The 24,863-nt window shown below is 30.4% G+C and carries 20 protein-coding genes; 1 reads left to right on the top strand and 19 read right to left on the bottom strand.

Annotated features, from left to right (window positions below):
* Nucleotides 1–77: 77 nt before the first annotated feature.
* The 19 genes from ACUSRV_RS09205 to ACUSRV_RS09115 all read right to left on the bottom strand — a co-directional run bounded on the left by ACUSRV_RS09205 (nt 78) and on the right by ACUSRV_RS09115 (nt 23,713).
* The gene (locus ACUSRV_RS09205) at nt 78–1,136 is read right to left on the bottom strand and encodes an XdhC family protein (RefSeq protein WP_490141652.1); all 1,059 of its coding nucleotides are present in this window, start codon (nt 1,134–1,136) and stop codon (nt 78–80) included.
* Nucleotides 1,137–1,283: 147 nt separating this feature from the next.
* Complete coding sequence (locus tag ACUSRV_RS09200; RefSeq protein WP_490141651.1) at nt 1,284–1,625, bottom strand: carboxymuconolactone decarboxylase family protein; 342 nt, start codon at nt 1,623–1,625, stop codon at nt 1,284–1,286.
* Nucleotides 1,626–1,932: 307 nt separating this feature from the next.
* A complete protein-coding gene (locus ACUSRV_RS09195) occupies nt 1,933–3,321 on the bottom strand; it encodes a tryptophanase (RefSeq protein WP_490141650.1) in 1,389 nt (462 codons plus the stop codon).
* 152 nt (nt 3,322–3,473) lie between these two features.
* Nucleotides 3,474–4,379 carry a LysR family transcriptional regulator gene (locus tag ACUSRV_RS09190; protein ID WP_490141649.1) on the bottom strand — a complete coding sequence of 302 codons (906 nt, stop codon included), beginning with the start codon at nt 4,377–4,379 and terminating at the stop codon, nt 3,474–3,476.
* Between the two features lie 211 nt (nt 4,380–4,590).
* On the bottom strand, nt 4,591–6,168 hold the full coding sequence (locus tag ACUSRV_RS09185; protein WP_490141648.1) for a L,D-transpeptidase family protein: 1,578 nt from the start codon (nt 6,166–6,168) through the stop codon (nt 4,591–4,593).
* Nucleotides 6,169–6,405: 237 nt separating this feature from the next.
* Nucleotides 6,406–6,873, bottom strand: a complete 468-nt coding sequence (locus ACUSRV_RS09180) for a flavodoxin family protein (protein ID WP_490141647.1) — start codon at nt 6,871–6,873, stop codon at nt 6,406–6,408.
* Nucleotides 6,874–6,943: 70 nt separating this feature from the next.
* Nucleotides 6,944–8,302, bottom strand: a complete 1,359-nt coding sequence (gene rlmD / locus ACUSRV_RS09175; RefSeq protein ID WP_490141646.1) for a 23S rRNA (uracil(1939)-C(5))-methyltransferase RlmD — start codon at nt 8,300–8,302, stop codon at nt 6,944–6,946.
* A gap of 125 nt (nt 8,303–8,427) precedes the next feature.
* Nucleotides 8,428–9,117, bottom strand: a complete 690-nt coding sequence (locus tag ACUSRV_RS09170) for a hypothetical protein (protein ID WP_490141645.1) — start codon at nt 9,115–9,117, stop codon at nt 8,428–8,430.
* 202 nt (nt 9,118–9,319) lie between these two features.
* Nucleotides 9,320–10,888 carry a sodium:neurotransmitter symporter family protein gene (locus ACUSRV_RS09165; RefSeq protein ID WP_490141644.1) on the bottom strand — a complete coding sequence of 523 codons (1,569 nt, stop codon included), beginning with the start codon at nt 10,886–10,888 and terminating at the stop codon, nt 9,320–9,322.
* Between the two features lie 202 nt (nt 10,889–11,090).
* Nucleotides 11,091–12,851 carry a pyruvate kinase gene (pyk, locus tag ACUSRV_RS09160; RefSeq protein WP_490141643.1) on the bottom strand — a complete coding sequence of 587 codons (1,761 nt, stop codon included), beginning with the start codon at nt 12,849–12,851 and terminating at the stop codon, nt 11,091–11,093.
* A 30-nt stretch (nt 12,852–12,881) separates the two neighbouring features.
* Complete coding sequence (pfkA, locus tag ACUSRV_RS09155) at nt 12,882–13,841, bottom strand: 6-phosphofructokinase (protein ID WP_490141642.1); 960 nt, start codon at nt 13,839–13,841, stop codon at nt 12,882–12,884.
* Between the two features lie 145 nt (nt 13,842–13,986).
* Nucleotides 13,987–17,454 carry a DNA polymerase III subunit alpha gene (locus tag ACUSRV_RS09150; RefSeq protein ID WP_490141641.1) on the bottom strand — a complete coding sequence of 1,156 codons (3,468 nt, stop codon included), beginning with the start codon at nt 17,452–17,454 and terminating at the stop codon, nt 13,987–13,989.
* Nucleotides 17,455–17,618: 164 nt separating this feature from the next.
* Entirely contained in the window at nt 17,619–18,575 is a 957-nt protein-coding gene (gene whiA, locus ACUSRV_RS09145; protein WP_490141640.1) for a DNA-binding protein WhiA, read from the bottom strand.
* Nucleotides 18,576–18,591: 16 nt separating this feature from the next.
* On the bottom strand, nt 18,592–19,020 hold the full coding sequence (locus ACUSRV_RS09140) for an NUDIX hydrolase (RefSeq protein WP_490141639.1): 429 nt from the start codon (nt 19,018–19,020) through the stop codon (nt 18,592–18,594).
* 67 nt (nt 19,021–19,087) lie between these two features.
* Nucleotides 19,088–20,206, bottom strand: a complete 1,119-nt coding sequence (locus tag ACUSRV_RS09135) for a gluconeogenesis factor YvcK family protein (protein WP_490141638.1) — start codon at nt 20,204–20,206, stop codon at nt 19,088–19,090.
* 17 nt (nt 20,207–20,223) lie between these two features.
* Entirely contained in the window at nt 20,224–21,081 is an 858-nt protein-coding gene (gene rapZ, locus ACUSRV_RS09130; RefSeq protein WP_490141637.1) for an RNase adapter RapZ, read from the bottom strand.
* 18 nt (nt 21,082–21,099) lie between these two features.
* The gene (locus tag ACUSRV_RS09125) at nt 21,100–21,816 is read right to left on the bottom strand and encodes a PHP domain-containing protein (protein ID WP_490141636.1); all 717 of its coding nucleotides are present in this window, start codon (nt 21,814–21,816) and stop codon (nt 21,100–21,102) included.
* A gap of 2 nt (nt 21,817–21,818) precedes the next feature.
* The gene (gene murB / locus ACUSRV_RS09120; protein ID WP_490141635.1) at nt 21,819–22,733 is read right to left on the bottom strand and encodes a UDP-N-acetylmuramate dehydrogenase; all 915 of its coding nucleotides are present in this window, start codon (nt 22,731–22,733) and stop codon (nt 21,819–21,821) included.
* Between the two features lie 164 nt (nt 22,734–22,897).
* A complete protein-coding gene (locus tag ACUSRV_RS09115) occupies nt 22,898–23,713 on the bottom strand; it encodes a formate/nitrite transporter family protein (RefSeq protein ID WP_490141634.1) in 816 nt (271 codons plus the stop codon).
* 220 nt (nt 23,714–23,933) lie between these two features.
* Between ACUSRV_RS09115 and ACUSRV_RS09110 the strand changes: the two genes are divergently transcribed.
* Complete coding sequence (locus ACUSRV_RS09110; RefSeq protein WP_490141633.1) at nt 23,934–24,803, top strand: formate/nitrite transporter family protein; 870 nt, start codon at nt 23,934–23,936, stop codon at nt 24,801–24,803.
* The last annotated feature ends 60 nt before the right edge of the window (nt 24,804–24,863 follow it).

The following is a 24,863-nucleotide window of genomic DNA, read 5'->3' as shown; positions in this document are numbered from 1 at the left end:
ATTTTCCGACTTTAATCAATGAATTTCGACTTTATATTCGTTAAATAAGAGTGGTTTAACCACTCTTCCAAATATTGTTATATTTTTTCTATAAATACCTCCATTATACCTCCACATACCATCCCTTCTTCTTCCGCAACAGTACCTGTCATATCAACTTTTTGGATTTTATATCCACCATTTCTTATAATATCTCTAGCTGTATTTATTACCTCTCCTTCACTACATCCCCCGCCTATACTTCCCATAATTCTACCATCAGGGTAAACAATCATTTTTGCCCCTGCTCTTCTTGGTACTGATCCTTTAGTTGAAACTATAGTGGCCATTGCTCTCGGCTCATTAATATCTTTTGATAATTCATCTATTATTGAACTCTCAAATTCTAAATAATTCACCTTTTTACTTCTCTTATAGCTAATAAGCTCTGCTAATATTGATATAGCTATTTCTTCAGGTGAAACTGCATTAATATCCAAACCTATAGGAGCATTAATATTGTCTAATTGGTCTTTTGAATATCCTTCGCTTAATAATTGTTCTCTAGTAATTTTAATACGTCTCTTTGAGCCTATCATACCAACATAACCGGTATCATACTTAAGTGTTTGTTTCAGACACAACATATCATGTCTATGACCTCTAGTTACAATAACAACAAAAGAAGACTTATTTAGGTTAAGCATTTCAAAGCACTTTTCAAAGCTTTCGCAAATTACTTTTTCTGCCTCTGGAAATCTATTTGAGTTTGCAAATGAAAGCCTGTCATCTATAACAGTTACAGAAAATCCAACCTTTGATGCAAATTCCACTAGAGGTTTTGAAATATGTCCTCCTCCTAAAACAATTAATTTAGGTTCTGGAAAATAAGGTTCAATTATAATAGTCCCTTTATCCTGGTCATTTATAAATTGTAGTTTTCCTGTTTCAAGAACATCTAAAGCTTTTTTATGTAAATCTGATTCTAGGCTTTTAGAATTTTTAGTTAATTCTTCTTCCGTGAGTAATATTTCATTTCTCAAGTAATCGTTTTTTTCAGTATTATAAATTGAAGTTGTAATCATAACAGCTTTTTGTCCATTTTCTAATATATTTAATAAATCTTTATAAATATTTTCATTTGAATTTAAGTTCATTGTATTTGCTCCTTTGTATATTGACGTTTCCTTTTATTTTATCAATATAAGTATGTAATTTCAATAAACTTAAATTATTATATTAGGTATTTATTCTAACTCCAAAAACAAAAATTCCCTCATTGAGGGAATTTAGTTTGTAGCTATTTATATTTCCTGTTCTAGAATATGTCTTAGTATAAGTAGTCCTTGCATCATCTTTGGGAATCCACATGTTGGTGCTACAAGAAGCATTACATGTTCTATTTCTTCTTTTGTACATCCAGCCTTTAAAGCCTTTAGAATATGAGTTCTTAATGCATATTCATACTGGCAATCTGTAGATAATGCTATTTTAATAAGCCAGCGTGTTTTTTCATCTAGTGGACCGCCCTTTTCATGTACTAATTTCCCAAACTTTTCATATGACTCATAGATTTCACCGTGTTTTTCAGTTAAATATTTAAGATTTTTCTCAATAACATCTAAGTTATCAAAGTAATCTTTCATTATGTATTCACCTCTTCTAGTATGTTATTAAATATATTATGTGTGAAAATAGAATTATTAAATACTATAATTTACAATATATAACTGATAAATTTTTCTTCTAACTTCAACAACTTAAACCACTATATCTAAGTTTCACAGTAATACTTATCAAAACTAAAATTACTTGCTAAGAAAAAAGCATTTAAGCATAATAGAATATCATGAAAATGGATAATTATATAAATTACTAAAAGCGAAATAAATAGGTAGCCCAAAACGGACTACCTATTTAAAATGCAGAATAAGTATTTCTATATTCATTAGTTTATATCTCTTCAATTGGCTCTAGATATGCTTGGAAGTGACGAAGAATAGGTGGCTCCCATGTAATCTTGTAACCTTTAACAGATGTAGCTCTTTCTTTTATTGATATCAAAGCATCAGCCATAAGGTCAATATGTGCTTGAGTATATACACGACGTGGTATTGCAAGTCTTGTAAATTCAAAATCAGCCTTTAGTTGTTCCTTAGTATCAGGATCGTTTCCTAACATATAAGAACCTATATCACATGTACGTATTCCTGCTTCTCTATACAGTTCAATTGCTAGAGCTTGTCCTGGGAATTCGTAATATGGAATATGAGGGAACATTGCCTTTGCATCTACGAACACCCCATGTCCACCTACAGGCGCTTGATATGAAATCCCCGCATCATCTAAACGTGCTGCAAGATATTCCATTTGTCCTATTCTATATCTTAAATAATTCTCATCTAAACCTTCATACAAACCAATTGCTAAAGCTTCAAGGTCACGTCCTGATAAACCACCATATGAAATAAATCCTTCATATGAAATAGTTCTACCTTTAATTTGTTGGAATAACTCTGTATTTGCTTTAACACCAAGTAATCCACCCATATTAACAATTGTATCTTTTTTAGCACTCATTGTAAAAGTATCTGCGTAACTAAACATAGTCTTAATAATTTCTTTTATAGACATATTCTTGCATTCTTCCTCACGTTGTTTAACAAAGAAAGCGTTCTCTGCATATCTAGCAGCATCTATATTAAAGTGTATACCATATTTTTTACAGATAGCAGCCGTTTCTCTTACGTTTGATAAAGAAACAGGTTGTCCACCAGCAGAGTTATTCGTAATTGTAATAACAATAACACCAATATTTTCAGCACCATATTGAAGAATAAGCTTTTCTAACTTTTCTATATCCATATTCCCTTTAAAAGGTACTCTTAAAGATGGGTCTGATGCTTCCTCTATAGTACAATCTATTGCTCTAGCCCCTGATAATTCTACATGTGCTCTCGTTGTATCAAAATGCATATTAGAAATAGAATATTTCCCTTCCTTTAATAAAATCGGGAAAAGTATCTTTTCAGCAGCACGCCCTTGATGTACAGGTTGAATATATTCATATCCAAAAATGTCTTTACCTGCGTCAATCAGTTTGTAATAACTACTTGATCCTGCATAAGCTTCGTCGCCTCTCATTACCCCTGCCCATTGTTCTTGGCTCATAGCATTAGTCCCGCTATCTGTTAAAAGGTCAATATAACATTCTTCTCCTGCTAAATAAAACATATTGTACTTTGCTCTTTTAAGTGCTTCTTCTCTTTCTTCTCTAGAAAGAACCTTTATAGTTTCTACCATTTTGATTCTAAATGGTTCTGGAACATATTTTATAGCCATTTATTATTACCCCCTTAATAATTTTTTCAACATATTATCATTTTTTGTTGAATTTTTTCTTATCGATAAGGTAATAGTAACACTTTTTTATTTGTCTGAATAAGATATTATATTTATATTTCAGTTATTACTATTAATTATAACTACTATATTTATTGAAATAATTTCTCTAATATCTCAATAAAATCTAACACTTTCTCAGAAAGGTTTTCCTTTTTTCGTTTAATCCAACCCATGCTTATTTGTATATTGCAATTAGCAATAGGTATAGCTCTAACACCAAACTCTCTTTCAAGCTCTTTATCCCATGAAGTTTCTATACATACCATATTTGTCATGTTCAGAAGTCTTAATCTAGTTAAATAGTCATTTACAAACATTGTTTTTTCAAATTCGGTGAAGTGTACCCCATCTACTTCGAATAAATAAGATAAGTTGGAAAAATAATCATCTGGAGAACGCATAATAGTACAATCAACAAGCTGAGACATTTCTATTATTTCTTTATTATAAAAATGACTACTTTTTCCAACGAGTGCATACCAAGTATCATTTGCAAACTCATGATATTCTAAATTTTTCGATTCTAATATATGCCTAACTTCTTTTTTTTGAACATTATTAATCTCTATTATTCCAATATCAGATTGAAGATTTGCCACACTTTCAATAATATTTTGTATCCTTTCTTCCTTTAACGTCACCTCTATATAGTGATCCTTATTCATATTGTAGAATTCACCTAAAACTTTATATAATATAGGACATGGATAGGCAGATACACTTATTGTATTAGGAATTTCTTTTAACGCAATACCTTGAATCATATCCACCTGTTTACGGATTGTTTTTGTATATTTGTATAATTTATAACCATCTTCTGTCAACTTTACCCCTTTGTTCGTTCGTTCAAATATCTTAATTTTCAATTCTTTCTCCAGATTTTGAATCGCCTTACTCAAGTTAGGTTGACTAATATATAATTCTTCAGCTGCCTTATTCATACTACTTTTCTCAGCAATTTTTTCAAAGAATATTAAATGTTGCAATTGAATCATAAGTCCTCTATTACCTCCTTACTTTTCTATTTCTATAACTAAATAATATATTTATAATTTTATCATATATACTATTACATTAATCTTTAACATGGATCTATTGTATTTATTTTTTAACCTATTTCTTTATTTAGATTTTACATAATATAAAAAAACTAGTTTTAAGCAATTTCTTAAAACTAGTCTAAGTTATTTATTCTACAACTGTTTTCTAATAACAAACTACAGGAGTATTCACATCAACATTATAAAATATTGCCTTTGCTACATTGTATGGTGAATTTATACAACCATGAGAACCATTTGTCTTATAGATATCTCCTCCAAATACACTTCTCCAGCTAGCATCATGAATTCCTATACCTCCATTAAATGGCATCCAAAAGGTAACCGGAGCAGCATAATCTCTGCCCCTAAGTACAACATTGCTCGCTTTATATTTTAATCTATAAATTCCTTTAGGTGTTGCATTATTATTTTTCACATTACCTGTAACGATATCTCCTTGTACTATTAAAGATCCTTTTTTGTAAAACCATATATGTTGGTTCGTTATATCTATTTCTACGTAGGTATTTCCAATATCATTTTTACCACTAGAAAATGCTGTTTGATTATATTCTGGTTCTTTTGTTATATTTTTTCCTTCTTTTATTGCTGAGATTAAATTTTGTGTTTCTTTAGTTTTATCAATATTCCATCCATAATCTCCACCACTAATTTTTATGGTTTTTCCTGACGATGTTACAAAATCTCTTGTCTTTCCAACTGTACTATAATTTTTAGAGAGTGTATCCATATAATCTTCTACCTTTTCTTCATCAACTGTAGCTTCAAATTTTTCATTTACTTTTAGCCACTTATTTATTACAGAACCATCTAAAATCTCTTTACTATTTTCAAAAGTATATGTAACTTTTGAAGATACATATTTATTAAGGGTATCCCTAACTTCTATAGTCTTTTTTGACTTTGAATCATATTGAGGCTTTATGTAGCAACCTTCTAATTCTAGATCTATTTCAGTTTTTCCCTTAAGTATTGATTCTACTATATGTGAATATATAATGTCTTTATCTACCTTATTTCCAGGATCTTCGTCTACAATTGTATAGATGTTATCTGAATATTTAAAACTAGGATTCTTAGGTTCAATTACATTATTCTCATCTAAAAAAGATAGATCAGTTATTTGTTTTTTTAATAGCTCTTCATTATATGAAAATCCTACTGTCATTTTAGATTTCTCTTTATTAAAACACTCTAAAATCCAGTTAAAAGGATTTTGTTTATCTTTAAATTCCTTAACGAATTCTTCATCTAAGCTATACTTTAAACCTATATCAGTAGCTTTTATTTGTTCAATCTTACCTCCTCGCTCTTTTAGATTTAATGTATAGTCCTGAAGGTTATATGCCATTGCTTCTTTTGCATCCGCTACAGATTTTCCTGATACACTAATATTATTAATTTTAGTGTTAAAATTAAAGTGATTCATAAAATACATAGCCATTCCAAAATAAATAATAAGTAAGGTGCAAATAGATATCCCTACACTTATAGCTATTTTCCTATAATTTTTTATCTGCCTTTCTACGGGCTCATCTATTGTATCGTTTATAAATTCTTCAGCTAACTCCTCTGTAGATTCTTTTGCCACTTCTTCTGGTAGGGTTTCTATATATTTTTCGATAGTTTTTTCTAATACCTCTTCAATAGGTTTTTCCATGGATTCTTCTATAGGTTCTTCCGTAGGCTTTTCTAATTGATTTTCTGTTTCATTTTTCATAGCACCCACCCCTATTTTTTAAAACAAAATTTAGAATTAATATTTCATCAGTTTAGATATTAATGATTCTTAAATAAATAATTCTATATTTAATCTTATGTGATAATATTTACACTCAAGACAATTATCTTTAAAATTATAAAAGTTTATAAAAAATAAAAATCCCTCAACCAATTGTCTGAGGGATTACAAAATACAACTAAATTTTAACCTATTTTGTCTATAAGCTCCATAAATTTAAAGTGAATCCACTACCCTACCAATAAACCTTTTTGCTTCTTTAAAATCCTTATCATCTGGATGCCCCTGTGATAATTTACCCATAATATCAAAAATCTTATTGTTACTAAATTCTCGTGCTACAAAGCTACCCTTACATGCAAAACTACCCTTATTTATCGCTCCCTTTGACACCAAAAACTTAATTAGCTTATTGTTATAAAACTTCATGCCAACTCCACTAGTTGAAAAGACAAAAACATTTTTACCACTTAAATTCAATTTATCAACCAGTTTAAACAGCTTTGGTGAAAGGCTCTCCCTATACACTCCAGAACCTAATCCAATCAAATTATAATTTTCTATGTCAATATCACTAACATTCCTTATGTTTATTAAGTCAGAATCGATTTTCTCAGCAAATATCCGTGCAATTTTTTCAGTGTTATTCTTATAGTCAGAACAATATATAATTAAGGATTTCATATTTTATAAATCATTCCTCTTCACTAAATTTAACTTTTGCTAATATAATCATTTAAATCCCAAAATCAAACTATTTCTTCTCTATCAGCGCAACACACTCAACATGCATAGTATGAGGGAACATATCTACTGGTTGTATTTCAACACACTTATATCCCTTTTGATTTAAGTAATTTAAATCCCTTGCCAATGTAGATGGATTACATGAAACGTATACCACTCTATCTGGTTCCATAGAAACTATTGTGTCTAAAACTCTTTCATCGCACCCTTTTCTTGGAGGGTCTACAACTACAACATTGGCTTTCTTTCCTTTCTTATACAATCTTGGAACTACTTCCTCTGCTTTTCCTGCATAAAATTCTGTGTTATGAAGATTATTTAAATCTGCATTTCTTTTAGCATCTTTTATAGCATCTTCAACTATTTCTATTCCATATACTTTATTTGCCTTTTGGGCTAAAAATAAAGATATTGTACCTATTCCGCAGTATATATCAAATACAACATCATTTTCTTTTAGATTTGCATATTCTAAAGCCTTATTGTATAAAATTTCTGTTTGAATAGGATTGACTTGAAAAAATGATAAAGGGGATATTTCAAATAATAATTCTCCTATATAGTCATTTATTCTTCCATCTCCATATATAGTCTTATTTGTTTTTCCAAGTATAGCATTAGTTTTTTCTTTGTTTATATTTAATACCAGCGTTTTAAATCCTGGAACACTTTCTTTTAATACATGTACTAATTCTTGTGTATTAGGTAGTTGGTTTCCATTTATAACTAATACAACCATTACCTCTCCTGTTTTAAATCCTATTTTAGTTACTAGATGTCTTACAAGTCCAGTATGTTTGCTTTCATCATACACACTTATTTTATAATTATCTATGTATGTTTTTACTATTTGAAGTATTTTATCGTTTAGATCATGTTGTATAACACACTTGTTAGAAGGTATTATTTCATGACTTTTCTTTTTATAAAATCCTAATACAGTTTCGCCATTTTTCTTTCCTATAGGAAATTGAGCCTTGTTTCTATATCTAAAAGGAACATCCATTCCAATTGTTTCATGTATAACAACATCTTCTAGTTTACCTATTCTAGATATAGTTTGTTTTACTTCATTAGTTTTTATATCCAATTGTTTTTTATAATCTAGCTCTTGTATTTGACAACCTCCGCACTCTTTTAGAGATTCATCACAATTTCTATCAACTCTATACGGTGATTTATTAATTATTTCTACTATTTCTCCAACAGAATATTTCTTTTTAGAGTTAATTATTCTAACCTTAAGTTTATCATCTATTAATCCACCTTCTACAAATACAGTAAAACCATTGTACTTTCCTATTCCAACTCCACCTTGTCCTACATCTACTATATCAACTATATACTCTTTATTATCTATTAACATAGGGAAATCTCCTTTGTATTTAATTTAATTCATATCAAATTATTTTATCAAAATAAAGTTTTTTAGTCAAAAAAATGAGAGGTATAAACCTCCCATTTTTAATATATTTTATCCATATTTTATTATTATACAAATAAATCCTTACATTTATACCCTCTATATAGTTGTGCTAGTGCGAAAATTAATAAAACTACTCCTAGTAAAGGAGCTCCATAAACCAAAACTTGAGCTAATGTGCCTGATACTCCATCATCAGTTACGGCTCTTAATGCTCCATTATAATCTTTTAAGACATTTATCCCATTATTTATCCACATAAAAGCTGTCATAAGTGCCACTGGAACAACAGACATACTCATATAAAATCCTGTTATAGATCTGTTTTTAACACCTTTTAATCCTAAATATATAGGAAGAAAAAATAAAACTGGAAGCATATATCCATAGTATTGAGGTGTTAAAGCTAAAAATAGCATTGATGCTAGTACAAAAGATGAGATATACTTACGTAAATAATTAGAAGTACCTTCAAAATCATGTATAGCAGCTTTCAAATACCTTATATATGCTTCTATATTATCACTTATTTTTTTATTATTGTTATTTCTAAGCTCCTTTAACAATTCATTACCCTTATTATATAAAGCATTGTATTCATCTTTAAGATTATCAGGTACTTCTAATTTTTCATATTTATCCTGTAAGTTTTCCAAAGTAGCTATGTATTTTTCTTTCTTACTTTCTTTTAAACATGATATATTCTTTATTTCATTTCTTACTTGCTTTATACTTGATATAAGTGTATTACACTTCATTTTTATCCCCCCATTGTTTTCATTTATACATTATATGCTTGTATCTTATGTATTAAAACCCTCATCTTAAAGATGAGGGCTTTTTATTTTATTTATTTCCTACTATCTTTTTCAAACTTACAAATATAGTTATAACTATAGCGGTCCAAATTACGCCTAAGAATACCCATCCAGCACCAGTCACGCTAATTCCCCCTTTGAATTAAACTGTTGTAACCTTATTTTCGTCTATTTCTTTTCTATATTTTTGTTTTATAGATTTATATGCTTGAACAAATCCTATTATTAACACAGCTAATATTACTGCCCTTGCTCCATTTACCCAAGGTACAAATTGAGCTTCTACATATGAAGGACTTAGTGTAAAGTATCCAGCTTTTGCAAAATCTATTGTAGAGAATGTAAGGAACACTATTAATGTAACAGGAGTTAAGAATTGATGGAATAATTTAAAGTACCATTTTGGAACTTTCCACAATCCACCTTTGTTCATTTCTTCTAATGCACTACCGCCTACTATCCATCCTACTATTATAGTTTCAAGTAAACCTAAAACTATTAGCAAGTATGTTCCTACCATCCAGTCAACTTCTGAGAAATATGCTAAAGTACCACTTTGTGTTACTATTGGTTCTATACCAACAGGAAGACCAACTGCTATATATCCTGCAAATACTATTAAAGATGCTTTCTTTCTGCTTACTCCCATATCTTCTTCTAATATAGCAACTAAGTAGTTATACATTGCTATAGCAGATGTAAATCCAGCGAAGAATAATAATAAGAACCACATAGCTCCAAATATTTGTCCTCCACCCATAGTTCTAAATACGTTAGGTAATGCCATAAATGAAAGACCTACTCCACCAGCTACACCATCTTGACCTAAGAATGCATAAGCTATAGGTATAACAGCTGTACCACCAAGTATAACTTCAGCAAATTCATTTAATGATATCATAGCTATTGAAGATACTATTATATCTTCATCTGGCTTTAAGTAAGATGCATAGTTACATACTATACCCATACCTAAAGATAATGTAAAGAATATTTGACCTGCTGCTGCAAGTGCTGCTTTCCAGTTTAATGCTGAAAAATCAGGATTCCATATATATCCAAGTCCTCCTATAGAACTCCAATCTGGGTTTACAGGAGATCCTATTGTAAGTGCTCTTATTGCTAATACTATACCAAATACATATAATGTAGGCATCATCATTTTAGCCCATGCTTCTATACCTTTTTGTATACCTCTTGTTACTGCAAATCCTAAAGAAACTAAAGCTACAAACCAGAATATTAAAGATGTTGGATCTTGTATATATTTTAAGAATATATCGGTTGTTGAAACAGCCTTATCCATATAACCTCCGGTTAATGATAAGAAGCTATATCCCAATGTCCATCCTATTATATGATTGTAATATGAGTTTACTAATAATGACACTGCAAAAGCTATGGATCCACATAATGCTCCAATCATTAATGCTTTCCTAGGAGCTATAGAGTTTCTACTTTGAACATAGATCATAGGTCCTACTGTTCCATGACCAAACTTTCCTCCAAAACGACCTATATTCCATTCTATTAACATTACTGGGATACCTATTACTAAAAGTGCGAAGAAATAAGGTATCATAAATGCTCCACCGCCGTTAGATGCGGCTTGGTACGGGAATCTCCAGAAGTTACCTAATCCTACAGCATTACCTGCCATAGCTAATATTAAGCCTATCTTGGACCCCCAGTTTTCTCTTGATTCAGACATATAATGTTCCCCCCTTTTTATATTTTAATTAATAATACTAGCATTAATGTCCTTTTATGCATTCTTTTTAATTTTTTTTGAATTGTTTAATTTTTCTCAATTCTTTTTTCTGTAAATTGTTAATATTTAATCAAAAATCTAAAAAAGGACAAGACTTGTAATATCAACATTTACAAGCCCTGCCCTTTTTATTATTATATTTTTATAAAACTCTAGTTGAGCCTTTATATACTACTCCTCTTGCAGCATCTACTGTTATAACATCTCCATTTTTAACCAATTTAGTTATATTCTTAGCTGATAATATAACCGGTTTGTTCATGTTTAAGCCTACTATTGCGGCATGTGATGTCATACCACCTTCTTCAGTTATTATAGCTCCTGATTTTTCTATATATGGGTTCATATCAGAATCAGTCATTGTAGTTACTAATATATCTCCTTCTTCGAAATCTAATGTTGTGCCTGGTTTAGTTATAAGATGGACTCTTCCTTCTACAGTTCCATTTCCTACACCTATCCCTTTTGTTATTTCTTCACTTATTACATGTACTTTTATTAAGTTAGTGGTTCCTGTTACCCCAACTGGAACTCCTGCAGTTATAACAACTAGTTCTCCATTTTTTATGAATCCAGCTTCTTTAGCTGCCTTTATTGAGTTATCTATAACTTCATCTGTATTCCCAGCTTGAGCTGATTTAACTGGATACACTCCCCAAGACAATGCAAGTATTCTCATAACTTTCTCATCATCTGTAGTAGCAATTATAGCGCATTTAGGTCTAAACTTAGATACCATCCTTGCAGTATGTCCAGATGATGTAGCTGTCACTATAGCAGTTGCGCTTAAATCTACTGCAGTAGTACATGTTGCATGGCTTATTGCATCAGTAACAGTTATTTCTGTTATTTTTTTATCCTTTAACAACTCATTATAATTTAAAGTTTCTTCTGTTCTTTTAGCTATTTTAGCCATAGTCTTAACAGCCTCTATTGGATATTTGCCTGCTGCAGTTTCACCTGATAACATTATTGCATCTGTTCCATCGTATATAGAGTTTGCAACATCTGTTACTTCTGCTCTTGTAGGTCTTGGATTTCTTATCATAGAATCAAGCATTTGAGTAGCTGTTATAACTGGTTTTCCTAATTCATTACATTTTTTTATTATCATCTTTTGAACTATAGGTATTTCTTCTGTAGGTATCTCAACACCTAAGTCTCCTCTTGCAACCATTATACCGTCAGAAACTTTTAGTATTTCATCTATATTTTCAACACCTTCTTGATTTTCTATTTTAGATATTATTTGTATATCTGTAGCATTATGTTTTTCTAGAACTTCTCTTATTGCCAAAACATCTGTTGCTTTTCTTACGAAAGAAGCTGCTATATAATCCATGCCTTCTCTTATTCCGAATTCTATATCACCTATATCCTTAGAAGTTAAGGCAGGTAAGTTTATTTTTACTCCAGGAACGTTTACCCCTTTATGATTTTTGACTATACCCGAATTTTCAACTGTACATGATATATCATCAGTATTTACTTCATCTACTCTTAATCCAACTAAACCGTCATCTATTAATATTCTATCTCCAGGTTTAACATCCCCAGCTAATCCTTTATAACTTACAGTGCATATTTCCTTAGTTCCTACAACATCTCTCATAGTTATAATGAATTTTTGCCCCTCTTCTAATAAAACTTCTGGATCTGCAAAGTTTCCTGTTCTTATTTCAGGGCCTTTTGTATCTAATAATAAAGCTATTGGCTTATTTAGTTCTTCCCTTACCTTTTTAGCTATATCTAATCTACTTTTTTGTTCTTCATGGGTTCCATGAGAAAAATTGAATCTACATACATTTAGTCCATTTTTTACAAGTTCTCTTAGAACCTCTTCATTTTCACTTGCAGGTCCCAGTGTGCATACTATCTTCGTTTTTTTCATACTATTTATCATAATTTACGCCTCCTATACATAGGTGATTTATTATATAGATAAGATTTTAACTAGTTTATAAACATCAGCATCAAAATCTTTTTTCATTGATAAAGCTTCATTTATATCCATATCTATAATTTTATTATCCCTTATACCTACAACTTTAGCAGTCTTTCCTTCTAATAGTAATTCCACTGCTCTAGCTCCTAGTTTACTTGCTAATATTCTATCAAATGCAGATGGACTTCCACCCCTTTGAACATGCCCTAATACAGTTACTCTTAAATCAGCCTTTGTTTTGTTTATTATTTCTTTCCCAAGTTCTTGAGCACTTCCTACCCCTTCAGCTAATACTATTATGCTGTGTCTCTTTCCCCTTTTTTTAGTTGTGTCTAATCTATCACACAATTCGTCTATGTTATATGTGACTTCAGGAACTATAACTGTCTCTGCACCACCTGCAAGTCCTGCGTATAAAGCTATATCTCCACAATGTCTTCCCATAACTTCAACTATATTAACTCTTTCATGTGATGATGACGTATCTCTTATTTTTCCTATAGCATCTAAAACAGTATTTATAGCTGTATCAAAACCTATAGTATAATCAGTATAAGCTAGATCATTGTCTATTGTTCCAGGTAATCCTATAGCTGGAAATCCCATTTTACTTAGTGCTTGGGCCCCCATAAATGAGCCATCTCCACCTATTACTACAAGACAATCTATATCATATTTTTTTAAAACTTCTACAGCTATTTTTCTTCCTTCTTCAGTCTTAAATTCTTCACATCTCGAAGATTTAAGTATTGTTCCACCTCTATGTATTATATCTCCTACAGAAGACAAACTCATTTCTTTTAAATCAGCTTCTATAAGTCCTTTGTATCCTCTATTTATTCCGTATACCTTACAACCATAATATATAGCTGTTCTTACAACTGCCCTTATGGCAGCATTCATACCTGGTGCATCTCCCCCACTAGTTAATATCGCTATTGTCTTCATAGTTATAACCTCCTAATCTACTTTATAACTACAATATAGGGACCTCTTAAGTCCCTATATTGTTTTTTTATCCCATTAATTGTAAAAAAATTAAACAACAACATATTTTCCATTTTTTGTTATTATATCATAGATTTTTAATTTTTTATATTTTAACTTTTATATTTTCTTCTCCAATTATATTTTTTAGTTGATATATTAGATCATCATTTATTTCTGCCATATATTCTTCAGACTTAAATGTCTTTTTTATATCTTGTGCAAAAATATATACCTCGCTATCTCCAATATTTCTGTTCATCAAGTCTTTTATCTTATTTAATGCATCCTTATTACTCATACTATCTATCCTTATATATAAAGACTTGTTATCTATTTTTTTTATTTCAGAAAATTGTCTAGCTATAATTTTTGCATTTTCTTCTTCTTTTATACTTAGTTTTCCTTTTACATAAACTATATTATCTTCTTTCAATATATTATTATATTTTTGAAGTATTTGAGGAAATACCATTATTTCTATACTCCCATATAGATCCTCTAATTCTATAAATGCCATTATATCGTTTTTTCTTGTTGTTTTTATAGTTTTATTTACGATCATTCCACCTATTATTATTTCTTTTTCATCTAGTTTTAAATATTCTTCATTATCATCTTTTAATTCATTTAGTATATTATTACTTATTGTTGTATTTAAATTCAATTCATATTCAAATTGAGATAATGGATGACCGCTTACATATAACCCTAGAACTTCTTTTTCTAAACTTAACTTTTCTTTTTCATTAAACTCAGAAACCCTAGGCAAACTATATATAGTACTTTCATTTGATAGCCCTATATCCATAGTATCAAATAAAGATACCTGTCCTTGTATATTTTTCTTTCTATCATTTATTATACTTTCTATTAAACTTTCATACCCAGCTATAAGTTGAGCTCTATTAGGACTTATCGAATCAAATGCTCCACACTTTATCAAACTTTCTATTACACGTTTATTTAAATCCTTTGATTCTATTCTCTTGCAGAAGTCTATGAAATCCTTAAATTCGCCGTTGACTTTTCTTTCTTCAGCTATATGATTTATTACATTTACTCCCACGTTTTTAATTGCAGATAGTCCAAATCTTATATTTTCATTTTCAACTGAAAATGTGGAGTAGCTTTTATTTATATCGGGTTTTAATACTTGTATTCCTAGTAAATTACATTCTCTTATATACTCTACTACTTTATCATTATTACCCATTATACTAGTTATTAGAGCAGCCATAAACTCTACAGGATAATATGCTTTTAAGTACCCTGTTTGATATGCTAAAACACCATATGCAGCAGAATGTGATTTGTTAAAAGCATATTTCGCGAAATCTATCATATCATCATAGATTTTATTTGCTGCATCTTCTGGTATTCCATTTCTTATACATCCTGGAATTTCTATATCTCCATTATCATCTAACTTACCATGTATAAAATACTTTCTTTCCTGTTCCATTACATCCATTTTCTTTTTACCCATAGCACGTCTAACTAAATCACTTCTACCATAAGTGTAGCCACCTAAGTCCCTCACAACTTGCATTACCTGTTCTTGGTATACTAAACATCCATAGGTGACCTCTAGTATAGGCTTTAGTTTTGGATGAATATATGTCACTTCATCATGATTATTTTTATTCCTAACATACATAGGTATAGAGTCCATAGGACCTGGTCTAAATAAAGAATTGCCAGCTACTATATCTTCAAAACTATCAGGCTTTAATTGCTTCATAAAAGCTCTCATACCAGCACTTTCAAATTGAAATATTCCAAGGGTATTTCCTGAACTAAATAATTCATATACCTTAGGGTCATCATATTCCATTTTTGAAAAATCTATTTTAATTCCATGGTTTTTATATACTAAATCTAGGGCATCTCTTACAACTGTAAGAGTTCTAAGGCCTAAAAAGTCCATTTTTAACAGACCTAATTCTTCAAGAGTTGTCATTGTAAATTGCGTTGTTATAGCATCCTGATGCTTATATAAAGGGACGTAGCTGTCTACAGGCTCCTTTGCTATAACTACTCCCGCTGCGTGAGTTGATGCATGCCTTGGCATGCCTTCTACGCCTCTAGATATGTCTATTATTTCTTTAGTTACTGGATCTTCGTCGTACATTTTCTTTAGATCTTTATTTATTTCAAGGGCCTTGTCTATAGTCATTCCTATTGCAAAAGGTATTTCTTTAGCTATTTTATCTACATGAGCATAGCTTATATCTAGTACTCTTCCTACATCTCTTATAGCTGCCTTTGCTCCCATAGTTCCAAATGTTATTATTTGTGCAACATGGTCATCTCCGTACTTTCTTTTTACATAGTCTATAACTTCTTCTCTTCTCTCATAACAAAAATCTATATCTATATCGGGCATTGATACTCTCTCTGGATTTAAAAAACGCTCAAAGAGCAATGAATATTTTATTGGATCTATATCTGTTATATTAAGAGTATATGCTACTATAGAACCTGCTGCACTACCTCTACCAGGGCCTACCATTATGTTATTTTCTTTTGAAAAATTTATAAAATCCCAAACTATAAGGAAATACTCAATATATCCCATCTTCTCTATAATATCTAGTTCATAATCTAGTCTTTCAATTATCTCTTTTGATAAATTATTATATCTTTGTTTTAATCCACTATAGCATAATTCTCTTAAATAAGAATTTGGTGTGTACCCATTTGGTACTTCATACTTTGGAAGATGTATAGTGTCAAAGTCAAAATCGACATTGCACCTATCTGCTATTTTAGCTGTATTTTCTAGGGCCTCTTGTGCATAAGGAAACAGTTCATACATCTCTTCAGGTGACTTAAGATAAAATTCTTCACTTTGAAATCTCATTCTATTTGGATCGTCTACTGTTTTACCCATTTGAATACACATAAGAACATCATGTATCTTTGCATCATTTTTATCAACATAATGAATATCATTAGTTGCAATTAATGGTATATTAGTCTCTTTAGATAGCTTTAATAATGCGGAATTTACTTCTCTTTGTTCTTTTATATTATGGTCTTGTAGTTCAAGATAGAAATTATCTTGGCCAAATATTTCACTATAATTTAATACTAGTTTTTTTGCCTTTTCATAATTTTTATTTAATATAGCCTGTTGAACATCACCAGCTAAGCAAGCTGATAGCGCTATTATACCTTCACTATATTTTTTTAACTCTTCTATATCTACCCTAGGTTTATAATAAAACCCCTCTACATAAGATGTAGAAACTAACTTTATTAAATTTTGATAACCAGTAATGTCTTTAGCCAATAATACTAGATGTCCTTGATATTTATCAAAACTAGGATCTTTATCCTTTAGTGTCCTAGGAGCTGTATATACCTCACATCCTATAATAGGCTTTATTCCTTCTTTCTTAGCCTTTTTATAAAATTCTACAACGCCAAACATACAACCATGGTCTGTTATAGCTATTGATTTCATTCCAAGTTCTTTAGTTCTTTTGACTAGCTTATCTATTCTGGAGAATCCATCCAATAAACTGTACTCAGTGTGAACATGCAGATGAACAAAATTCTTACTCATCCTTATCACCTACCTTTTATTTTAAATATAAACATATTTTATCACAAAAACTGAACAATGAAAAATTCTCGTGCTTAATGTCACCACCGACCTTGAAAAGTGGGAAACTTGCTCAAGTTTATAAGTTGGATATTAAAAGAGGAGACTATACAAGTCTCCTAATTTTATTTATATTCATTTTTTTCTCTTAGGTCTTCTGCTATCTGTTCTATTTTTCTAAGTCTATGATTTACACCTGATTTTCCTACAGGAGGATTTAACATTTCTCCTAATTCTTTTAAAGTCAAATCTTCATATTCTATTCTTAAGTTAGCTATTTCCCTCAAATTTCTAGGTATATAATCAAGCCCTTTTGTATCTCTTATATACTTTATATTGTCTATTTGTCTTACTGCTGCACTTACTGTTTTAGATAAATTAGCAGTTTCACAATTTACAATTCTATTCACATTGTTTCTCATTTCTTTAACTATTTTTACATTTTGAAGACTTAAAAGAGCATTGTGTGCACCTATTATACTCAGGAAATCTGAAATTTGTTCACTTTCTTTTAAATAAACAACATAGTTGTTTTTTCTAATTACAATTTTAGAATTAAACCCTAACGAATTAATAAGTTCTTTAAGGGATTCTGCAAATTCTTCATTACTAGCTACAATTTCTAAATGGTAATTTTTTTCTGGATCACTTATAGATCCTCCACCCAAAAATGCTCCTCTTATAAAAGACCTTGCACAATTTTCATCTTTTATTAAATTAGCAGGAACAGTATTTATAGTATAAAAATCTTCTTCACTACATAGTATTCCTAAGTCTTTTAATAAATTTATAGCCCCCATATCACTAGTTACTAAGAGTACATAACTAGTACTTTTCTTTAATGTTTTATTCTTATTCACAGATATTTTGGTATTAATACCAAAATTTAATTTTAATAGCTTAAATATTTTTCTAGCAATAGAGTTGTGTTCGGTTGTTATCTTTAAATTTATTTTTTTATTTCCTGCAAGTTGTAAACTTCCACTTAATTTTACAATGGCAGATAACTCCGCTATATTACAACATTTTTTTGGAGATATCAATCTTGATAACTCATTTTTTGTTTTTGCTGAAAATGACATTTATATCACCTATACATTATTGGCCCTTTTTAATTCTTCTTTTTACTTCTTCAAGGGCTACCTTTATAATTTCCTTTTCATCATCATATCTAGCTAAGTCTACTACCCTATCTAGGTGTATAAATTTAGCATCTATAAATCCTTCTTCTTTTTGGGGAATAGTATCCATATGTCTTGCTTTCATTAAATACCAATAGACAGTTTTATGAACTGATCTACTTTCATCCCAGTTTTCTTTAAAGGTATAATGAATTTCTCCTAGATATTTAATTATATCCGCTTTAACTCCTGTTTCCTCAAGAACTTCCCTAAGGGCCGCATCTGGTCTATCTTCGCCATCTTCTACTTTTCCTTTTGGAAGTACCCAATCCCCATTATACTTTTTGAGTAACAATATTGCATTACCAAACAGTACTACTCCTCCGGCACTAACTTCTTCTCTCATAGATGTTCACTCCTTAAAAACATAGCATAATAATAAGGATTTCTACAAAAAGTACTAAAATCCTTTTTTACTTTATATTATCATCAGAAGCATAACTTAGTGCCAAATCTATAACTATCTTAGAGATCTGCTGAGCATCATGTCTAACATAATTCTTTTTTACCTCAACTAAGCTAGTTTCTATTGTCATAATTCCCATATCATACAACTTTTCCATTTGCTCGGCATCTAAAAGCACTTGCCTTGCTCCGTCCTGTCTATAATTTTTAAGTATATCTTCACTTAATATTTCATTGTTAGATATTATTATATCTATTATATTTTCCCCTACGTGTTTTGTTATAGCTTCTATATGTTTATATACATTGTATTCATCAGTTTCTCCAGGTTGAGTCATTATATTCGCTATATAAACTTTTGGAGCATTTGTGTTTTTTATAGCTTCTACAACTCCTTTTACTAATAAATTTGGCATTATACTAGTATACAAACTTCCCGGACCTATAACTATTATATCTGCATCTTGTATCACATTTATAACCTCATCTAAAGGCTTTACATCCTTAGGGTCTAAATATACTTTGTCTATAGGGCTATGTTGTTTTTTAGATTGAATGGGTATAGCTGATTCACCCTTAATAACATTTCCATTATTGAGTTTTGCAATTAAATCCACATTTTGTAATGTAACTGGTAAAACTCTACCGGTTATTGCAAATATCTCAGACATTTTATATACTGCAGTTTCAAAATTCCCATATATCCCGTTCATAGCTGCTAAAAATAAGTTTCCAAAGCTTTGACCTTTTAAATTACCTTCTGTAAATCTATATTGCATAATCTCTTGCATAGTGGGTTCTATATTTGCTAAAGCAAGTAAACAGTTTCTTATGTCACCAGGAGGAAGCATACCAAGATCTTCTCTTAGTACACCTGAACCACCTCCATCATCTGCAACAGTAACAATAGCAGTTATATTTTGAGTAAATAGTTTTAATCCTCTTAAAAAAATAGATTGGCCCGTTCCGCCCCCTATAACTACTACCTTAGGTCCTTTTTGTTCTTTTGTCATTATACTAATATCTTCTATATTTTCTCTTTCTTTTTTAACTTTATATAATAAATATATAGCTATTATTATTGCAACCCACCCCAGTACAGCTGCTATATATAAAATAATTGGCATTATTTTCTCCACCTATCTTACTTTAATGTGTAATCTCTATGTTTTTTTAGAACTCTATATCCACTTTCTTTAAGATAGTCATATAATAAATTAGCTATAGTAACCGATCTATGCCTTCCTCCGGTACATCCTATAGATATAACGAGATGGTTTTTACCTTCTTCTATATATTGAGGTATTAAAAAATCTACCATATCCTTTAATTTGTTATAAAACTCTATACTCACCTTAGAATTCATTACATAGGTCCTTACTTCCTCGTCCTCACCTGTCTTTTCTTTTAATTCTACTATATAATAAGGATTAGGTAAGAATCTAACATCAAATACTAAGTCAGCATCTATAGGTATTCCATGTTTAAATCCAAATGATAATACAGATATAGTAAGCTTAGGGTTATTTTCTCCTACTAAATATAAATTACTTAATTCATCCTTTAGATCTTTTGGCTTCATATTAGTAGTGTCTATTATATAATCCGCATCTTTCTTTAATCGTTTCATTATTTCTCTTTCTTGCTTTATTCCGTCTAGTATATCCATGTTATGTGACAAAGGATGGCTTCTACGCGTCATTTTATATCTCTTAACTAATACTTGGTCTGCACAGTCTAAAAATAATATTTCATAACTATATCCTTCTTTTTTTAAAAAACTCAAACTTTCATGGAGTTTTTCAAAAAACTTTCTCCCTCTTATATCTATGCCTAAAGCTACTTTATCTACAGTTCCATTAGATTGATAGCATAGCTCTGCAAATTTAGTTATAAGAGTTGGAGGTAAATTATCTACACAATAAAATCCCATATCTTCTAAAGACTTCATTGCCTCACTTTTCCCCGAACCAGATAACCCCGTTACTATAACAAATTTCATTTATTATCACCCTTTCGGTTATTCCTCTACATTGCTTATCAATCTTAAGTCTACTTTTGTATCTTTTACTCTTTTTATTGCATCATCAAATCTCCCAACATCTTCAGGTCTATGAGCATCTGAACCTATCATAAATTTAACTCCAGTATCCTTTATAAGAATTAGCTGTTCTTTAGTTAAATACCCATGATGAGAGTTTATCTCTAAGTGAGTATTAGTCTTCTTTGCTGCTTTGGCTACTTCTTCTATATAAACAGCCCCTTTATCTCCTGGATGAGTCACTATAAATATATCATTATTTTTCATTGCATTAATAGTAGCCTCTGTATTGTAATCTTTGGTGAACATATCTAAACCTACAAAATTAAAAGCGTGATTAAATATACCCTTTACCTTTTTATTAGGAATAGATCCAAAGTGATATCCGGCCATAACATAATCTACTAATTTTAATATTTTGTCATCTACATCTATACTTCCTTTGTTATCTAGTATATTTGCTTCTAAACCCAAAAGTATTTTTATTTCCTTATACTTTTCTTGTAACCTATCTATTTCTTCTCTCATTTTTGGTATGTTTTCATATTTTACACCATAAGAAAAATGTCTATAACTATGATCAGATACACCTAGTGTCTTTAACCCCTTTAGCATAGCAACTTCTATATTTTGCTCTATAGTTCCAGTTCCATGACTATATACTGTATGTGTGTGATAATCGGCTATAATTTTCATTATTAATCCTCTCCTACGATTTTGACTTCCTCCTCCAACATCACACCAAACTTAGCATACACAGTGCTTTTTATAACATATATTAAGTTTAATACATCTTTAGCAGTAGTTTCTCCTAAACTTACAACAAATCCACAATGCTTTTCAGATACCTGAGCTCCTCTTAAAGTAAGACCTCTTAAACCACAATCTTCTATAAGCTTGCCAGCAAAGTGTCCTGTTGGCCTTTTAAATGTACTTCCAGCACTTGGCATACTAAGTGGTTGTTTTGTTGTTCTCTTTTGAGTTAATTCATTCATTTTATCTCTTATTTCTTCATAACTACCTGGTTTTAATTCTAATTTTGCAGAAAGCGCAATATAGTTTTTGTCCGTAATTATACTTCTTCTATATCCAAATTTCATTTCCTCATTTTCAAATTCAAATATATTTCCATCCATATCTATAACTCTTACAGATTTAACTATATCCTTCATTTCTCCACCATAGGCTCCTGCATTCATAGCTAATGCTCCACCTAAAGTTCCAGGTATCCCACTTGCAAATTCAAATCCAGCTAATGAACTTCTAAGTATACTCTTAGCAACTATTGATAATAGTATTCCCGATTGTGCCTCAACTATATTTCCTTCTATTTTAAATTCGCTAAAATTTTCTGATATCTTTATTACTATACCTCTTATTCCATTATCTTTAACAAGTAAATTTGAACCATTACCCATCAAGAAGAACGGAACTTTCTCATCTTTAACTAAAGATATTATTTTCTTTATTTGATCTTCTGTTTTAGGTTTAACTAGTATATCGGCAGAACCTCCAACTTTAAAAGAAGTATGATTCTTCATAGGTTCATCGACTAATATATCTTCCTTATCTAATATCTGAATTAACTTTTCATATATATATTTTTTATCCATTATATTTCCTCCTACTTTATAACAATTAATTTTGCCTACTATAATATTGTATATATCTATTATAATAATGTATACAAAAAAAAATAACAATATTTAAGTATATACCTATATTTCTATAAATAAAAATAAATATTAAAAGGGCTTAATATAAGCCCTTTTAATATTTATTTTCTTAATACTTCTGCTAACTTTTCTTTAGCTTTTGGTTGTCTATTAGGGAATATATAACATACATAGTAAATAAGTGGAACTATTATTCCTCCTCCTACTATATTACCTATTGTGACTGGTAAGATGTTGGACCACGCTTGATACCAAGATATATCAGCCCCCATATACATAGCTATAGGTAAGAAGAACATATTTGCAACACTATGCTCGAATCCCGATAAAACAAATAACATTATTGGAAACCAGCATGCAAATATTTTGGATACAATATCCTGAGATGCAGTGGCCATCCATACAGCTAATACGACAATTATATTGCACATTATCCCCCTTAAAAAAGCAACACTGGTACTTAATTCTACTTTAGATTTGGCAACTGCTATAGCTTTTTGGGCTGCAGTTCCAGTTAGCATATCTCCATAATATACTAACAATACTATTATCATAGATCCTATAAAGTTAGCTAAATATACTAATGTCCAATTTTTCATCATTTGTGAAAAATTTATTTTCTTATCTAATAAAGCTAATGTCATAAGGTTATTACCTGTAAATAATTCTGCCCCACAAACAACGACAAGCATTAATCCTATGGGAAATACAGCACCTCCTAAAAGCTTAGCTACTCCTACATCTAAGTTAGATAGTGTTTGAGTAACTAGTACATTCCCAAAACCTCCAAAAGCTATAAACATACCTGCTAAAATACCTAATAAAACCATATGCAGCGAGGTTAATTTAGCTTTTTTAACGCCACTACTTATAGTAGCCTCTGCCACCTCCACAGGTGTTAAAAATCTCTTCTCCATAATACCCCTCCTTTTGGTAAAAATTCCCTTAATTTAAATATATCATAAACGTTAAAAAGTTATCATAGCTAAACATATAAAAAAAATTTTTTATGTTATATTTTTTAATTTAAATTTTTGTTCATTGTATACAAGAATATTAGTTTATTGTATAATATTTAAGGATTTGAAATTATAAAAATTTATCAATATCATCTTAGTAAATTCAAGGAGGTTTTTTATGTCTGATAAAAAAATGCTTATTCCATCAGAAATAGCTCAGTACACAATAGATGCAGGTATAAAGAAAGCTAATACCCCTACAAAAAAAGTACTTGCTTCGGCCTTTTTAGCAGGGGCTTATATAGCTTTTGCAGCTTTAGGATCTATGGGTGCTGCTCACAATCTATTAGGAAACCCTGAAACTTATGGGCTTGGTAAACTTGTAGCTGGCCTTTTATTCCCTGCAGGTCTTATGCTTGTTTTGGTTGCTGGTGCAGATTTATTCACCGGAAATATTCTTATAGCAATGGCTGCTTTAAACAAAAAAGTTACATGGTCTAAAACTTTTAAAAACTGGGCTTTAGTTTGGATTGGTAACTTATTAGGTGCTGCATTAGTTGCTTGGATGGTAAGTTTAACTGGCGTATTTGATTGGAGTAATGGAGTATATGGTGGAGTTGTTATAAAAACTGCTGTAGGTAAAGTTCACTTAGCTTGGATTCCTGCCTTCGTTTCAGGTATATTATGTAACTGGTTAGTTTGTGTCGCTGTATGGATGTCTTACGGTGCAAAAGATATGGCAGGTAAAATAACATCAATTTTTCCTGGAGTATGTTTATTCATAGTTTTAGGATTTGAGCATAGTATTGCAAATATGGGTTATTTATTTGCGGGGTTCTTTGCTAAGTCTAATCATACGTGGATAGAAGCTTCTCATAAAACGGCAGCTGACTTAGCAAACCTAAATCTATCTTCAATATTTGCTAATAACTTAATACCAGTTACTTTAGGTAACATAGTAGGTGGCGCAGTATTCGTTGGAGCTATATATTATTTTATGTATATAGAAAAATCAGAAACAATTGTAGAAAATAAAACCGCTGCATAATAAAAAGTCCCAATAGGGACTTTTTTTATTTATATTGACTCTATCTAAACTTTATATTAT

It is taken from the genome of Sporacetigenium sp. TC11 (genome assembly GCF_058146105.1).
This window is presented reverse-complemented; position numbering and strand designations above follow the sequence as displayed.

Bases quoted from the DNA above. Each gene is read 5' to 3' on its own strand.
- ACUSRV_RS09195 (WP_490141650.1), bottom strand. From the start codon at position 3,321: ATGGCTATAAAATATGTTCCAGAACCATTTAGAATCAAAATGGTAGAA.
- pfkA (WP_490141642.1), bottom strand. From the start codon at position 13,841: ATGAAGACAATAGCGATATTAACTAGTGGGGGAGATGCACCAGGTATG.
- ACUSRV_RS09135 (WP_490141638.1), bottom strand. From the start codon at position 20,206: ATGCCAATTATTTTATATATAGCAGCTGTACTGGGGTGGGTTGCAATA.
- ACUSRV_RS09185 (WP_490141648.1), bottom strand. From the start codon at position 6,168: ATGAAAAATGAAACAGAAAATCAATTAGAAAAGCCTACGGAAGAACCT.
- rlmD (WP_490141646.1), bottom strand. From the start codon at position 8,302: ATGTTAATAGATAATAAAGAGTATATAGTTGATATAGTAGATGTAGGA.
- ACUSRV_RS09125 (WP_490141636.1), bottom strand. From the start codon at position 21,816: ATGAAAATTATAGCCGATTATCACACACATACAGTATATAGTCATGGA.
- ACUSRV_RS09140 (WP_490141639.1), bottom strand. From the start codon at position 19,020: ATGAGAGAAGAAGTTAGTGCCGGAGGAGTAGTACTGTTTGGTAATGCA.
- ACUSRV_RS09205 (WP_490141652.1), bottom strand. From the start codon at position 1,136: ATGAACTTAAATTCAAATGAAAATATTTATAAAGATTTATTAAATATA.
- ACUSRV_RS09200 (WP_490141651.1), bottom strand. From the start codon at position 1,625: ATGAAAGATTACTTTGATAACTTAGATGTTATTGAGAAAAATCTTAAA.
- rapZ (WP_490141637.1), bottom strand. From the start codon at position 21,081: ATGAAATTTGTTATAGTAACGGGGTTATCTGGTTCGGGGAAAAGTGAG.
- ACUSRV_RS09190 (WP_490141649.1), bottom strand. From the start codon at position 4,379: ATGATTCAATTGCAACATTTAATATTCTTTGAAAAAATTGCTGAGAAA.
- whiA (WP_490141640.1), bottom strand. From the start codon at position 18,575: ATGTCATTTTCAGCAAAAACAAAAAATGAGTTATCAAGATTGATATCT.
- ACUSRV_RS09170 (WP_490141645.1), bottom strand. From the start codon at position 9,117: ATGAAGTGTAATACACTTATATCAAGTATAAAGCAAGTAAGAAATGAA.
- ACUSRV_RS09110 (WP_490141633.1), top strand. From the start codon at position 23,934: ATGTCTGATAAAAAAATGCTTATTCCATCAGAAATAGCTCAGTACACA.
- pyk (WP_490141643.1), bottom strand. From the start codon at position 12,851: ATGATAAATAGTATGAAAAAAACGAAGATAGTATGCACACTGGGACCT.
- ACUSRV_RS09165 (WP_490141644.1), bottom strand. From the start codon at position 10,888: ATGTCTGAATCAAGAGAAAACTGGGGGTCCAAGATAGGCTTAATATTA.
- ACUSRV_RS09150 (WP_490141641.1), bottom strand. From the start codon at position 17,454: ATGAGTAAGAATTTTGTTCATCTGCATGTTCACACTGAGTACAGTTTA.
- murB (WP_490141635.1), bottom strand. From the start codon at position 22,733: ATGGATAAAAAATATATATATGAAAAGTTAATTCAGATATTAGATAAG.
- ACUSRV_RS09115 (WP_490141634.1), bottom strand. From the start codon at position 23,713: ATGGAGAAGAGATTTTTAACACCTGTGGAGGTGGCAGAGGCTACTATA.
- ACUSRV_RS09180 (WP_490141647.1), bottom strand. From the start codon at position 6,873: ATGAAATCCTTAATTATATATTGTTCTGACTATAAGAATAACACTGAA.